Source organism: Rhodopseudomonas sp. AAP120 (genome assembly GCF_001295845.1).
Classification (GTDB): Bacteria; Pseudomonadota; Alphaproteobacteria; order Rhizobiales; family Xanthobacteraceae; genus Rhodopseudomonas.
Window position 1 is genome coordinate 1 of the sequence record NZ_LJIC01000073.1, and the last position, 13,976, is coordinate 13,976.

Here is a 13,976-nt window from a genome sequence, read left to right on the forward strand (position 1 = left end):
GTGTCCCGGGCGCGGTGCAGCGCGCAGCGCTGCTCCGCAGACCCGGGACCCCGGTTTCTTCACAGCGCCAAACCAGAACACCGCGGATTGCCCGTGCCGAGAGCGCCGCACAACCGGGACCCCGGATCTGCGCAGCGGCACTGCGTGCCGCAGCGCGTCCGGGGAACGCTGAGGCTCACGCTAATCTAAGCCGACCGATCGCTCGGGCGCGCTCTGCGTCCTGCGAGCGCGCAGGTCACCAGCGCGCGGTGACGCTGCCGAGCACGGTGCGGCCTTGGGTGAAGGTGCAGTTGCCGCCGTTGCAGATGCCGACCCGCTCGTCCGCCAGATTGCGCGCATTGACGGCGAGCCGCATGCCGCGGAAGTCGTAATGCACGCCGGCGTCGAACGCAGTGATCGCCGGATTACGCACGGTGTTGAGCGAATCCGCCCAGGTCCGGTCGATCCAGCGCACGCCGGCGCCGAGGCCGAACCCGGCCAGCGCGCCGGTCTGCCAAGTGTAATCCATGAAGATCGCCGCCTGCTGGGTCGGCACGCCGATCGGCACCTTGCCGAGATCGGCATCGTTGCTGCGCGTCACCTCGGCGCTGGTGTAGCTGTATGACGCGATCCCCTTGAGACCTTCCGCCAGCGACAGCACGGCCTCCAGCTCGGCGCCGCGGGTGCGGATCTGACCGGTCTGCACCGAATACATCGCGCCGAACACCGGATCGACCGTCAGCACATTGTCCTTGGTCAGGTTGAACCAGGTCGCGGTGAAGTAGCTGTTCCAGCCGCTCGGCTGATACTTGATGCCGGCCTCAAACGACTCGCCGGTGGTCGGCGCGAACGGCGCCGCACCCCGCCCCGGCGCCGTGGTGCCGGCCTGCGGCAGGAACGAGGTCGCGTAGTTGACGTAAGGCGCAAAGCCGCTGTCGAACAGATACAGCAACCCGGCGCGGCCGGTGAAGCGATCCGGCTTGCTGTTGGTGGTCGTGCTCGACAGTTCGTTGTACTGCGACAGCTCGGAGAAATCCTGCCGGCCGCCGATCGTCAGGCGCCAGCCGCCGAGCGCGAGCTGATCCTGCACATAGAGGCCGAGTTGCCCGAGGGTCTGCCGATTGGCAGCCATCAGCGACAGCTCGGACGTCGGGAACGCGACGCCGATCACCGGATTGGTCAGATCGAGCGACGGCGCCGTTCCGACCGAGTAGCCGAAATTCGTCGCCTGCCTGAAGTAATCGACACCCGCCAGCACGGTGTGCCGGACCGGTCCCGTCACCAGCTTGGCTTCGATCTGGCTGTCGATGGCGAACGTCTTCAGGGTTTCCTTGAAATTGGACGCATAGCGGTTGAGCGTGCGTCCATCGGCCGACAGGCCAAGCCCGTCGATCATGTCGCCGTCGAGCCGCGCATGGCCGATGCGCACGTTCTGCCGGAACGTCAGCGCCGGATTGAAGCGATGCTCCAGCCGGTAGCCGATCGAGGCCTGCGAGATCTTCAGCACGTCGAACGCGGGATCACCGAGCCGGATATTGGTGGCCAGCCCGGTAGTCGGGTTCTGCATGTAGTACGGCCACATCGAGGCCTTGCTGCGCGTGTACTCGGACAGGATGGTGAGGGTCGTGTCCTCGCCCAGCTTCGCGGTGACGCTCGGCGCCAGAAAGACGCGGTCGTCCCAGGTGCCAGGAATTTGCGTGCCGCTGTCGCGCACCAGGCCGGTGAAGCGATACAACAGATCGTCGTGGCCGGGCACCGGCCCGCTGAAATCGAACCGCCCTTGATAACGGTTGAAATTGCCGACGTCGAAGCCGGCTTCGTTCAGGCGGTACGGCAGCGGCATCTTGCTGACGTAGTTCACCAGCCCGCCGGCGTCGTTGGCGCCGTACAGCACCGAGGACGGCCCGCGCAACACCTCGATGCATTCGGCGCCGTAAGGTTCGTTGCGGAAGTAAGCGTAAAGACCGTTCCCCTGGCGCAGGCCGTCGCGATAATTGCCGTACTGCGTGCTCGAAAAGCCGCGGATCATGAACTGATCGTAGCGGGCGTCGTAGCCGAACGGCTGGGTGTGCACGCCGGCCGTATAGGCCAGCGCCTCGCCGACCGTGCGGGCGCCGGTGTCGCGGATCTGATCCTGGGTCACGACCGAGACCGACTGCGAACTTTCGATCAGCGGCGTGTTGGTCTTGGTGCCGGTGGCGCTGCCGGTCGCGACGAAGCCGCTGACCGGCCCGGTCGCGCTCGACAGCGTGGTCGCGGACGCCGGCACGATCGCGGCCGGAGGCTGAGCCGGTGTGGCGCGCTGCGCCGTTCGGCGCGGCTGCGTCGACGTCGAGCGGCGATCGGCGCGTACTGTCCGCGCCTGCGCCGGCTTCGGTGCGTCGACGGTGACCGATGGCAGCGCTGTCTGGGCATGGCCTGTGCGGCTCCAGCAGGCATCCCCGATCAACAAGCTGCAACTCGCGAGCGCAACGCGCCGCGCGACTTTCCATCCCGGCATTCCCAGTCCCCAGCAATAACACTGAGCGGCTTATGCGCGGACCGCGAACTGGGAACAATTTGAATGGGTCCAGAAACAAACTGCGACACTCGCCCGCATTGCGTCGAGATCAGCCCATGAAATCGCCACTCTTCGCAACGTCGTGTTAATCGCCGACGCGCACCTGGAACGATTCCAGTTCATCGCTGCGTGGCGTGTGCGACGCCGGCACGATGAAGTAGCAGGCTCAGCGAAGCGCAACTGCGTCAGAAGCACAGGCCGAGCATCTTGATGGTGCAGTCGCGCGGTGCCGGCTTCGGCTTCGCGGGCTTGTCTTTGCCAGCCGCAGGGCCGGCCGCCCTGGTCTGTCCCTTCGCGGCCGCCTGCGCCGGCTTCGCCGGCGGCTTGGCTTTCGGCTTCGGCTTGTCGTAGCCGCCGGCGATCACCATCGCCCAATAGGTCCGGCCGCTGGCGCTCTTGGCATTGGCGACGCCGACCTTGGTGGCGCCCTTCAGCAGCAAATTGCGGCGATGCCCCGGCGAGTTGATCCATTGGCCGAGCGTCTTCGGGAAACTGTCGTAGCCATAGGCGATGTTCTCGGCCGCGCTGCTCGCCTTCGACGGCGCGACCCGATTGTTGAAGTTGCCGACCACGTCGTGATCGAGCACGTCCTTCGCCGCCATCCCGGCCGCCTGCTGCTGCGCAATCGCATTCAGCGTCGCATCCATCACCACCTTGCCCTCGCCGTTCTTGGCGCGGAAGTCGGAGATCAGCTCGGCCGGGCCGGCGGCGTGGGCGGGCGTCGGCAAACTGGTGACGAACAAAGTCACCCCAAGCATCAGCGTCATTGCGAGCGCAGCGAAGCAATCCACGACCCGGTGCACGGAGTTGGATTGCTTCGTCGCTTCGCTCCTCGCAATGACGGGGAGAGTCATGTGCTTACGCCTTCGCAATCACCTTCAGCCCGCCCATATAGGGCTGCAGCACGTCGGGGACGGCGATCGAGCCGTCTTCCTGCTGATAGTTCTCGATCACCGCGATCAGCGCGCGGCCGACGGCGGTGCCGGAGCCGTTGAGCGTATGGACGAAGCGCGGCTTGCCATCCGGGCCGCGCGAGCGCGCGTCCATGCGGCGAGCCTGAAAGTCGCCGCACACCGAGCACGAGGATATCTCGCGGTAAGCGCCGCCCTCGCCCTGGCCCGGCATCCACACTTCGATGTCGTAGGTCTTCTGCGACGCGAACCCCATGTCGCCGGTGCATAGCGTCATCACCCGGTAATGCAGCCCGAGCCGGCGCAGCACTTCCTCGGCGCAGCTCAGCATCCGCTCGTGCTCGTCCTTCGACTGCTCCGGCGTGGTGATCGACACCAGCTCGACCTTGCTGAACTGATGCTGCCGGATCATCCCGCGCGTATCCCGCCCCGCCGCGCCCGCCTCGGCGCGGAAACACGGCGTCAGCGCGGTGAGCCGCATCGGCAGCTCTTTCTCGTCGAGAATGGATTCGCGGACGAGATTGGTCAGCGAGACTTCGGCGGTGGGGATGAGCCCTAACCGTTCCGGCTGTATCAACTTTCGAACCTGCTTCGCGAGTCGCTCTCGTTGAAAATTCAACGCGATGATGTCTCGACGAAGGTCATTAGGATTCTTTACTGACGCTTTGTTATCGAGTTCGTTTTGGAGCGAGATGATTTCGTCTCTTATCCTGTGTTGTTGCTCCATGAGGTTACTAAATTCGGCGGCATCTTCCTTATGAAGTTCGGTAAGCCCTGAAACAAAAAATTGATCCTCTTCGAACTTGGGCAACTGCGCGGTACCGAACATGGCGTCGTCCTTGACCAGCAACGGCGGGTTCACTTCCGTGTAGCCGTGGTCGCCGGTGTGGACGTCGAGGAAGAACTGGCCGATCGCGCGTTCGAGCCGGGCGAGGCCCTTCTTCAGCACGGTGAAGCGTGCGCCGCTCATTTTGGCGGCGGCTTCAAAATCCATCATGCCGAGCGCTTCGCCGAGGTCGTAATGCGGCTTCGGCGTGAACGCGTAGGTCGGAACCTCGCCGAAGCGGTGATGCTCGACATTGCCGTGCTCGTCGGCGCCTTCCGGCACCTCGGCGAGCGGCAGGTTCGGGATTTCCGACAGCGCCTTCTTCAAAGCCTCGTCGGCTTCCTTCACGGCAGCCTCAAGCGCCGGCATCGTGGTTTTGAGTTCGGCGACCTCAGCCATCAGCGCGTCGGCGCGGGCGTTGTCCTTGGCCTTCTTGGCCTCGCCGATTTCCTTGGATGCCGCGTTGCGCCGCGCCTGCGCCTGCTCGGCCGCCAGCACGGCCTTGCGACGCGCCTCGTCGAGCGCCAACAGGCTGTCGGCAATCGGCGCCAACCCGCGCCTCGTGAACGCCGCGTCGAACGCCTGCGGATTGTCGCGGATCGCTTTGATGTCGTGCATGAAACTAGCCCCGTCATGGCCGGGCTTGTCCCGGCCATCCAAGTCTTTGCGGTAGTGGGTCTGTAAAAGACGTGGGTGCCGGGCACAAGGCCGGCCTGGAAGAGAACTTCTGGCGTGACGTTCGATGGATTAGTGTGCGCGCAGCAAGGCCGCTGCGATGCCCACGGCCGCCGCCAACACGCCGAAGCCGGCCGCAACGATGCCGCCAAGCCGTACAGTCAGCCGCAAGGTTTGCGTCTCCATCGCCGCGTTGAGATCCGTCTTCGTCACCAGTTCGGCCATAATGAACTTGCGCGCTGCTTCGGCGTGCGCCTCCGCTTGTTCATTCGGAATGCCCGCGCTTCGCAGGCGTTTGGCGTAACCGAGCGTATCGAATGCGAAAGCCATCGACCATCCTCATGTGAATAAGGATGGGAGCTTCTCTCGCCGACGCAACCGCGGGCGATTACCGCCCTACTCCGCCGGCTTCGACGGCTCCGCTTCAGCAGCCCCGGCCGCGGCTGCCGCCGCCTGCTTCTTCTCGACGATGCGCACCGCGATGATCGAGCCCTCGTAGAGAATCATCAGCGGGATCGCGAGCGAGGCCTGGCTGATGACGTCGGGCGGCGTCAGCACCGCGGCGATGACGAAGGCGCCGACGATGAAATAGCGGCGCTTGTCCTTGAGCTGCTTGGAGGTCAGCACGCCGATCCGTCCGAGCAGCGTCAGGATCACCGGCAGCTGGAACGCCAGGCCGAACGCGAAGATCAGCGACATCATCAGCGACAGATATTCGCCGACCTTGGGCAGCAGCTGGATCTGCGCGGTCTCGGCGCCGCCGACCTGCTGCATGCCGAGCGAGAACCGCACCAGCATCGGCAGCACGACGAAATACACCACCAGCGAGCCGAGCACGAAGAACACCGGGGTCGCCACCAGATACGGCAGGAAGGCGTTCTTCTCGTGCTTGTACAGGCCCGGCGCGACGAATTTGTAGATCTGCGTCGCGACGATCGGGAACGAGATGAAGCCGGCGCCGAACATCGCCAGCTTGAGCTGGGTGAGGAAGTATTCGAGCAGCGCGGTGTAGATGAACTTCGAGTTCTCGACGCCGGCGACCCAGACGAACGGCCAGACCAGCACGTTGTAGATCTGCTTGGCGAAGAAGAAGCAGAAGATGAAGGCCAGGCCGAAGCCGAGCAGCGCCTTGATCAGCCGCGAGCGCAGTTCGATCAGGTGGTCCATCAACGGCGCCTTGGAGGCTTCGATATCCTCGGCGCTCATGAGGCTTTGGCGTCCTTGGCGGGCTCGGCCGCAGCCGGCTCGGGATGGGAAAGGTCAGGCGTCAGGTCAGTGGTCGCCAGCGCATGAGTCTCGGCCGGCACCGGAAGATGCTCGCCGCTCGCCTGCGCTTCGCTGACGATCGCCAGCGGCTCGCTGGTGACGGCCTCGTGCGTGGTGGCTTCGATAAAGGTCTCGGCCGTCGGCGGCACCGGCGTGGTCGGCTCGACCGGCGGCGTGTCGATCGTGGTCGTCTTCTCGATCGACGCGGCTTCGGACAATTCGCTCCCGAGCTTGGTCAGCATGTTGTTGGTGGTGAGACCGGCGGTGGCTTCCTTGACCTCGTCGAACGACTTCTTGAGGTCGGCCATTTCGGCCTCGCGCATCGCCTCCTGGAACTGGCCCTGGAATTCGGAGGCGAGCCGTCGCGCCTTGCCCATCCACTGCCCGACCATGCGCAGCACGCCGGGCAATTCCTTGGGGCCGATCGCGATCAGCGCGACCACCCCGATCACCACCAGTTCACTCCACCCGATGTCGAACATGAGACGTGCCGAACATGCCAAACTGCGCCGGCGGGCCGGTATCGGCGTCCGCCGCGGCGATCACTTGCGCCTGCGACACTCCTGCCTGAGGCGACGTGTCACCACAAGAGGCTTGCTGCAGCGCGCCGACGCTGCCACAGGTTTGCCTCAACAATCGGCGGCGCAGCGGCGAGCTCCGGCGCGCACTGCCGGATCAGACCGCCTTGCTGCCAACGTCGGTGCGGTTCGGCGCCGAGCCGGCCGTCGCGTTGTGGTCGATCGACTTCACGGGCTCGGGCTTTTCGGCAGTCTTTTCATCGTCCTGCAGGCCCTTCTTGAAGGACTTGATGCCCTGCGCGACGTCGCCCATCAGGTCGGAGATCTTGCCGCGACCGAACAGCAGCAGGACGATCGCGATGACGACGATCCAGTGCCAGATACTGAGTGAACCCATCCTGCAATCTCCCGAAACTCGACCGGCGCGCCAGCCTGTGCCCTGTCTTGGAAACTAGGGGCAAGAGCAATCAAAAACAAGGATTTAAGCCGCGCCAACGGCGACGTGATTGCCGCGGCCCCAGTGTTCCTGTTGCCTCGCTCCGGCGCCGTCAGCGCGGCTCGCGGTCGTCACCCTCGGCTTGATCGGCATCGGCCTGTTCGGACTCGTTCGCATCAGAGTCCTCGAAGACGTTGTCGATATCGGAGGAAGCCGATTCACTGTCGTCCGCTTCAGCGACTTCAGCCTCGCCCTGCTCGTCCTCGAACGTTTCAAGCGCGGCTTCTTCAAGCGTGTCCTCGTCGATCTCGTCCTCGCTGAGATCGGCGTCCGCGGCGAGCTCCGACGCAGCATCGCTGTCGTCAGCGTCCTCCACCGCAACATCATTCGACGCGGCATCCTCATCCGTTGCCGCCTCGTCAGCAACGACGTCGCCGGTCTCGGCAAAACCGACTTCGGCTTCGGTGCCCTCCTCATCGGAGGTTTCGGCTAATCCCGTTTCCGGCTCTGCCGTGGTCTCAGTCCCAGCTTCGATCACACCGGCAGCAGGTTCGGCTTCCACTTCGCCACGCTGCACTGTCTCCGCCCCAGCCGGCGCAGCCTCGTCGGTCTCCGGATCGGCGACCGGCGCCAGCGCCAAGTCGAGATCGCCGGCCTCGAGCGGATCTTCATCCTCGCGCAGCGTCGGGTCATCCGACGGCGTCGGCACGCTGAAGCCGGTCGGCAGACGGGTGTCGAGCAAGCCCGAGCCCTTGAGCTCTTCGAGGCCCGGCAGATCGCTCAACGCTTCGAGGCTGAACTGCGCCAGGAAGGCGTCGGTGGTGCCGAATGTCAGCGGCCGGCCCGGGGTCTTGCGGCGGCCACGCGGACGAATCCAGCCGGTCTCGAGCAGCACGTCGAGCGTGCCCTTCGACGTCACCACGCCGCGAATTTCTTCGATCTCGGCGCGGGTGATCGGCTGGTGATAGGCGATGATCGCCAGCATTTCGATCGCGGCGCGCGACAGCTTCTTGGTCTCAGTGGTCTCGCGCGTCATCAGCCAGGCGAGATCGCCGGCGGTGCGGAACGTCCATTTGTTGGCGATGCGCACCAGATTGACGCCGCGATGCGCGTAGTCGGCCTGCAGCTGCGCAAGCGCCGCCTTGATGTCCACGCCTTCCGGCATCCGCTTGGCCAGCGCCGCCTGCTCAAGCGGTTCGGGCGAGGCGAACAGCAAGGCTTCGAGAAGACGCAGCTCCTCGGGCCGGCCCTGCGGCTGCTGTTCGGTGACGACTTCGTCGCGTTCGAGATGAGGTTCGAACTCCACGATGCGCTTCTCCGCCAGACTTGCCATGGCTCGCTCTCCTTCTACCACTACCCTGCCGGAACTTCCGGCACGGCTGCCGCTTCCATCGCTGGAGGCGGCTGACGCTTACGAAAATACAAAGGTGCCAGCGGCGCGGACTGATGCAGTTCGACTTCGCCTTCGCGCACCAGTTCCAGCGCGGCGGCGAAGCTCGATGCCAATGCGGTCGCCTTCTGCGCCGGATCGGGCAAATAGCGGAGCAGATATTCGTCGAGCCGGCTCCACTCCTCGGCGAGGCCGACGAGCCGCTCAAGCGAAGCGCGCGCTTCGCTCAGCGACCACACGGTGCGGCGCGCGAGGTGCACGGTGGTGAGCACGCGCGACTGGCGCTGCGTGGCGTAGGCGCTGAGCAGATCGTACAGCGTCGCGGTGAACTTGGGATGGCGGATCTCGTCGATCGATTCGGCCGCGCCGCGCGGGAATACGTCGCGCTGCAGCTGCGGCCGGGTCATCAGCGCATTGGCGGCTTCACGGATCGCCTCCAACCGGCGCAGCCGGTTGGCCAGCGCGGTGGCCATCTCCTCGGCGCTCGGACCTTCTTGCGCCGGCGGCTCGGGCAACAACAGCCGCGACTTCAGGAAGGCGAGCCATGCCGCCATCACCAGATAGTCGGCGGCGAGTTCGAGGCGGATCTTCCGCGCTTCCTCGATGAACAGCAGATACTGGTCGGCCAGAGCCAGGATCGAGATCTTGTGCAGATCGACCTTCTGCTGCCGCGCCAATGTGAGCAGCAGGTCGAGCGGGCCTTCAAAGCCTTCAATGTCGATGACGAGCGCTTCGTCCTGGTCGACCTGCTCCGCCGGTCGTCCCGTTTCGAATTGCAGAATTTCAGCGGTCATGCGCTCATCCCTGCGCGGCCGATCAAGGTTTCGAGTTCGGCCCGCGCGGCGGTGCGGTCGAACGGCTGCGCCGGCTTGCGCGCCGCCAGCGCGGCTTCGGCGCGCTCCAGCGCCTTGCCGGACAGTTCCGGCACTTCGGCCGCGACCTGGCGCATCTCGTCGAGCTTGCCGTTACAATGCAGGACGACGTCACAGCCGGCCGCGATGCTCGCCCGCGTCCGATCCGCGATCGAGCCCTCCAGCGCATTCATCGAGACGTCATCGCTCATCAGTAGCCCTTGGAACCCGATCCGGCCGCGAATCACCTGATCGATGATTGTCGCAGAAGTGGTCGCCGGTTTGGCGGGGTCGAGCGCGCTAAACACAACATGTGCAGTCATCGCCATCGGCAGATCGGCGAGCGGCTGGAACGCGGCGAAATCGGTGCGTTCGAGCTCCTGCCGGGACGTACCCACCATCGGCAGCCGGAAATGACTGTCCGCGGTCGCCCGGCCATGGCCTGGAATATGTTTGAGGACCGGCAACACCGAGCCCTGCTCCAGTCCTTCGGTCACAGCACGCGCGATCGCCGCGACCTTGGCCGGCGCGTTGCCGTAGGCCCGGTCGCCGATGACCGCATCGGCTCCGGCGACCGGCACATCGGCCAACGGGAGGCAGTCAACGGTGATGCCGAGGTCGGCAAGATCGGCCGCGATCAGTCGCGCACTGAGGCGTGCGGCCGTCAGACCAAGCTGCGAATCAATGTCGTAAAGAGCAGAGAACACGGCGCCGCGCGGATACACCGGCCAGTGCGGCGGCCCGAGCCGCTGTACCCGGCCGCCCTCCTGATCGATCAGGACAGGAGCGTCCGGCGCATCGATGATCCGGCGCAACTCGCCAATAACCCCAGCCACTTGGGCGGGATTATCGACGTTGCGCTTGAACAGAATGAACCCCCACGGACGAGTCTGGCGCAAAAACTCGCGCTCCTCGTCCGTGATGCCCAGGCCGGAGATACCGGTGATGAAAGCGCGCGAAGTCATACAGGGCGCTTAGCCCGCGCGCGCCTCCAGGGTCAAGGAAACGGCCGTTAATTCCTCTGGACGACGCACTGTCCGCCGGCAGATTTTAGGTTGCCGCAGACCTGCTGGGCCTCGTCGGGGGTTCCGAACGGGCCGACCATGGCCCGGTAGTAGACGCCCTTGCTGCCGAGGTCTGCGCGCTTGATCAGCGGCGGACGCGAGCCGAGAACGGACGGGAACTTGTTCTGCAGCGCCCGGTACGAAGCCTTGGCATCCGCCTCGCTCCGCTGGGACGAGATCTGCACCACATAGCCCCCGCTGGTCGCCGGCGTCTCCGCCGGAGGCAGCGCAGCTACCCGCTGATTGGTCTGCGCCGGCGCGTTCGGATTCAGCGACAGCGGCGCAGTGCCGGCCGATGCGTTGGCGTCCTCGACCTGCCGGGTCGCCGGCCGCTGCTGCTGGGCGGAGGGCGTCGGCGGCGTCCGCGCCGCTTGCTTGGCCGGCACGGTGTTCACCGGCGCGGCCGCCTGGTCCGCCTGATCCGGGCGGATGCTGAACGTCTTGATCCGGCGCGGCTCCTCGCTGCCACTCGCCCCATTGCTGGAAGGCGGCAGATTCGGGCGTTGCCCAGGCGAGACCGAGCCCACGGAGGGCGGATTGGGATTCGGATTAAGCTGTGGCAGGACCACCCGCGCGCCCTGCCCGGCGCGCGACGGATCTGCAGGCTGCTCCTCACGCGACACCAGCGCTTCAACGCCAGTGCCGGCAGCCAGCCGGTCTTGGATCGGCTTGCCGGCCGCATCGCCGGAGGCTGGCGCCGCCATCACCTTGGTCGGGGTCGGATCGGCCTTGATCACCGGCGGCTCGCCGCTCCGGCTGCCGCCGCTGAAGGTGCGATACGCGAAGGCGCCGCCGGTACCGACCACGGCCAGCGCCAGCACCGCCGCCACCGTCACCATGCTGTTGCGGCGCGGCTTGACGGCGCGGGCGTCAGGCTCCTCGGCGTAGCCGTCATCGTATCCATAGGGAGATTCGGGATAGTTGGCGTCGGGCCGCACTTGGAACGGATCGGGCTGGCCGTACAGAGCATCATCGTAACGCGCCGGGACGAATTGCGGCTGCTCCAGCGGCAGAGACGGCTGCGCTGCAGCGTATGCATCGGGCGCAGCCCGCGGATCGATTTGCGCCTGACCGTACTGATGCGGATCGAACTGCTGATCGAACTGTTGCTGGTCGAACTGCGAGGGCTGAACCGGGACAGGATCGAACTGCGGCTGCTCGAACCGCGGCTCGGTGTATCTCGGCTGCTCATAGCCACGCGACTCCGCGAGACGCGGAGCGACGGCCTTCACGAAAGACGGCGGCTTGCTGAAGTCCGGACGCGGCGGCACCGGGGCCGGCTCAGGCTCGGCGGCGCGACGATGCTGCAGCCAGGACGGCATCGGTTGCTGTGGCGCATCGTCGTCGAGCGGCGGCAGTGGCGTGCTGGGGCGGAAATCGGTCGTACGCGACGCCGGCCGGCTTTGAGTCGGCGGCAGCTGGCTGCCGAACGGATCCGTTTGACCGATCAGTCGGGCGAGTTCGGCAAGCGGATCGTTGTCAGGCTTGTGCTGGGCGTAAGCTGCGCGGGTCTCTTCGTCATCCGCCGGAAAGGGTCGGTCGTGGTATCGATCGGTCATGTGATGTCGCGTCCCATTCGGGAAAGCCGCCAAAACCCGCTTGCGCAGACGATAAGCCGCTCTCAAAAGCCGCCACAGATCCCCAATCTGACCGGCCGTCCCCTATCGCATCTCGTCCGGCGCAGTGACGCCGAGAATGGCAAGCCCCGATGCCAGAACCGAGACGACGCCCTGAACCATCGCCAGTCGCGCCCTGCTAATCTCTGCATCATTATTGATAATGAAGCGTAAATGAGGCGCATCACGCCCGCGCGTCCAGTGCGCGTGGAATTCGCTGGCAAGTTCGTAGAGGTAGAACGCGACCCGGTGAGGCTCGTGCGCCACGGCCGCGGCTTCCACGGTCCGCGGAAACAGCGCCAGCCGGCGGAGCAGATCGAGCTCGGCAGGATCGGTCAGCCGTTCGACAGCAGCATCCTTCAGGAATGCGATCCGGGCATCCGTCGCCTCGGGCAGATCTGGAAACAGCTCGCGCGCGTTGCGGAAGATCGAGTGGCCCCGGGCGTGGCCGTACTGCACGTAGAACACCGGGTTGTCCTTCGACTGCTCGATCACCTTGGCGAGGTCGAAGTCGAGCACCGCGTCGTTCTTGCGGAACAGCATCATGAACCGAACGGCGTCCGAGCCGACTTCATCCACGACTTCACGTAGCGTCACGAAGTCCCCGGCCCGCTTGGACATTTTCACCGGCTCGCCGTTCCGCAGCAGGCGAACGAGCTGAACGATCTTGACGTCGAGCGTGCCCTTTCCGGCGGTCACCGCCTGGACGGCGGCCTGCATCCGCTTGATGTAGCCGCCGTGGTCGGCACCGAGCACGTCGACCAAAGTGGGGCAGCCGGCGTCGAACTTCACCTTGTGATAGGCGATATCCGAGGCGAAGTACGTGTAGGAGCCGTCCGATTTCAGCAGAGGCCGGTCGACGTCGTCGCCATAGGCAGTGGCGCGGAACAGCGTCTGCTCGCGATCCTCATAGTCCTCGACCGGCGCGCCCTTCGGAGGCGGCAGGCGGCCTTGATAGACGTCGCCCTTGGCGCGCAGGAAGTCGATGGTGTCGGCGACACGGTTACGCTCGCCCTCGATCAGCGAGCGCTCCGAGAAGAACACTTCGTGGGTGATTGAAAGGGCAGCGAGATCGCCCTTGATCATGTCCATCATCATCGCAATGGACTTGGCACGGACAATCGGAAGCCACTGCGCTTCGGACATATCTTTCAGCGCCGCACCGTGCTCGGCCTTCAGCGCTTGCCCGACCGGCACGAGATAATCGCCCGGGTAGAGTCCTTCGGGGATTTCGCCGATAGCCTGGCCCAGCGCCTCGCGGTACCGCAGGAACGCGGAGCGCGCCAGCACGTCGACCTGCGCGCCGGCGTCGTTGATGTAGTACTCGCGGGTGACGTCGTAGCCGGCGGCATCCAGCAGATTGGCCAGCGCGTCGCCGAACACGGCGCCGCGGCAATGGCCGACATGCATCGGGCCCGTCGGATTGGCGGAGACGTATTCGATATTCACCCTCTCGCCGCTTCCAATCCCGGAGCGCCCATAATCGTCGCCGGCGGCCAGCACCTCCCGCAGCGCCTGCGCCCACACGGCCGGCTTCAGAGTGAGGTTGATGAAGCCCGGGCCGGCGATCGCCACCTCGGCGATTTCGTGCTCCGCCCGCAGCTTGTCGGCGATCTTGTCGGCCAGATCGCGCGGCTTCGCCTTGGCATCCTTGGCCAGCACCATCGCCGCATTGGTCGCCATGTCGCCGTGCGAGGCGTCCTTCGGCGGCTCGACCACGATACGCGCCAGATCGATCCCGGCCGGCAGCGCGCCCTCGCCGATCAGCGCGGCGCAGGCGGCGTGCACCCGCGACAGAACATGGGCAAAAAGATGCGTGGACGTGGTTTGATCGGACATGGCTGCAATGGGATTGGAAAGGCGGCCATTCGGCCGGTCCGGCGC

12 protein-coding genes are annotated in these 13,976 nt (G+C 65.5%); all 12 read right to left on the reverse strand.

All coding sequences use genetic code 11. The features are described 5' to 3' along the window. Positions 1–235 precede the first annotated feature (235 nt). On the reverse strand, positions 236–2,431 hold the full coding sequence (locus IP86_RS12785; RefSeq protein ID WP_197279783.1) for a TonB-dependent siderophore receptor: 2,196 nt from the start codon (positions 2,429–2,431) through the stop codon (positions 236–238). A gap of 293 nt (positions 2,432–2,724) precedes the next feature. After that, positions 2,725–3,393 carry a CAP domain-containing protein gene (locus IP86_RS12790; RefSeq protein WP_054162916.1) on the reverse strand — a complete coding sequence of 223 codons (669 nt, stop codon included), beginning with the start codon at positions 3,391–3,393 and terminating at the stop codon, positions 2,725–2,727. Between the two features lie 4 nt (positions 3,394–3,397). Beyond that, entirely contained in the window at positions 3,398–4,894 is a 1,497-nt protein-coding gene (gene serS / locus IP86_RS12795; protein ID WP_054162917.1) for a serine--tRNA ligase, read from the reverse strand. A gap of 129 nt (positions 4,895–5,023) precedes the next feature. Beyond that, complete coding sequence (locus IP86_RS12800) at positions 5,024–5,281, reverse strand: hypothetical protein (RefSeq protein ID WP_054162918.1); 258 nt, start codon at positions 5,279–5,281, stop codon at positions 5,024–5,026. Between the two features lie 66 nt (positions 5,282–5,347). Further along, a complete protein-coding gene (tatC, locus tag IP86_RS12805) occupies positions 5,348–6,157 on the reverse strand; it encodes a twin-arginine translocase subunit TatC (RefSeq protein WP_054162919.1) in 810 nt (269 codons plus the stop codon). Beyond that, the gene (tatB, locus tag IP86_RS12810) at positions 6,154–6,699 is read right to left on the reverse strand and encodes a Sec-independent protein translocase protein TatB (protein WP_082363984.1); all 546 of its coding nucleotides are present in this window, start codon (positions 6,697–6,699) and stop codon (positions 6,154–6,156) included. Before tatB ends, tatC begins: the two co-directional genes overlap by 4 nt. A gap of 193 nt (positions 6,700–6,892) precedes the next feature. After that, complete coding sequence (locus IP86_RS12815; protein ID WP_054162920.1) at positions 6,893–7,132, reverse strand: twin-arginine translocase TatA/TatE family subunit; 240 nt, start codon at positions 7,130–7,132, stop codon at positions 6,893–6,895. A gap of 151 nt (positions 7,133–7,283) precedes the next feature. Beyond that, positions 7,284–8,504: an SMC-Scp complex subunit ScpB gene (scpB, locus tag IP86_RS12820; RefSeq protein WP_054162921.1), complete on the reverse strand. Its 1,221-nt coding sequence runs from the start codon at positions 8,502–8,504 to the stop codon at positions 7,284–7,286. 20 nt (positions 8,505–8,524) lie between these two features. Continuing rightward, positions 8,525–9,355, reverse strand: a complete 831-nt coding sequence (locus IP86_RS12825) for a segregation and condensation protein A (protein ID WP_054162922.1) — start codon at positions 9,353–9,355, stop codon at positions 8,525–8,527. After that, positions 9,352–10,377 carry a beta-N-acetylhexosaminidase gene (gene nagZ, locus IP86_RS12830; protein ID WP_054162923.1) on the reverse strand — a complete coding sequence of 342 codons (1,026 nt, stop codon included), beginning with the start codon at positions 10,375–10,377 and terminating at the stop codon, positions 9,352–9,354. The genes IP86_RS12825 and nagZ overlap by 4 nt, the downstream gene beginning before the upstream one ends. Positions 10,378–10,424: 47 nt before the next feature. Next, the gene (locus tag IP86_RS12835; protein ID WP_054162924.1) at positions 10,425–12,035 is read right to left on the reverse strand and encodes an SPOR domain-containing protein; all 1,611 of its coding nucleotides are present in this window, start codon (positions 12,033–12,035) and stop codon (positions 10,425–10,427) included. Positions 12,036–12,137: 102 nt separating this feature from the next. Then, on the reverse strand, positions 12,138–13,931 hold the full coding sequence (argS, locus tag IP86_RS12840) for an arginine--tRNA ligase (RefSeq protein ID WP_054162925.1): 1,794 nt from the start codon (positions 13,929–13,931) through the stop codon (positions 12,138–12,140). Positions 13,932–13,976: the final 45 nt, after the last annotated feature.

Bases quoted from the DNA above. Each gene is read 5' to 3' on its own strand.
- nagZ (WP_054162923.1), bottom strand. From the start codon at position 10,377: ATGACTTCGCGCGCTTTCATCACCGGTATCTCCGGCCTGGGCATCACG.
- IP86_RS12800 (WP_054162918.1), bottom strand. From the start codon at position 5,281: ATGGCTTTCGCATTCGATACGCTCGGTTACGCCAAACGCCTGCGAAGC.
- scpB (WP_054162921.1), bottom strand. From the start codon at position 8,504: ATGGCAAGTCTGGCGGAGAAGCGCATCGTGGAGTTCGAACCTCATCTC.
- IP86_RS12825 (WP_054162922.1), bottom strand. From the start codon at position 9,355: ATGACCGCTGAAATTCTGCAATTCGAAACGGGACGACCGGCGGAGCAG.
- IP86_RS12815 (WP_054162920.1), bottom strand. From the start codon at position 7,132: ATGGGTTCACTCAGTATCTGGCACTGGATCGTCGTCATCGCGATCGTC.
- tatB (WP_082363984.1), bottom strand. From the start codon at position 6,699: ATGTTCGACATCGGGTGGAGTGAACTGGTGGTGATCGGGGTGGTCGCG.
- argS (WP_054162925.1), bottom strand. From the start codon at position 13,931: ATGTCCGATCAAACCACGTCCACGCATCTTTTTGCCCATGTTCTGTCG.
- tatC (WP_054162919.1), bottom strand. From the start codon at position 6,157: ATGAGCGCCGAGGATATCGAAGCCTCCAAGGCGCCGTTGATGGACCAC.
- IP86_RS12790 (WP_054162916.1), bottom strand. From the start codon at position 3,393: ATGACTCTCCCCGTCATTGCGAGGAGCGAAGCGACGAAGCAATCCAAC.
- serS (WP_054162917.1), bottom strand. From the start codon at position 4,894: ATGCACGACATCAAAGCGATCCGCGACAATCCGCAGGCGTTCGACGCG.
- IP86_RS12835 (WP_054162924.1), bottom strand. From the start codon at position 12,035: ATGACCGATCGATACCACGACCGACCCTTTCCGGCGGATGACGAAGAG.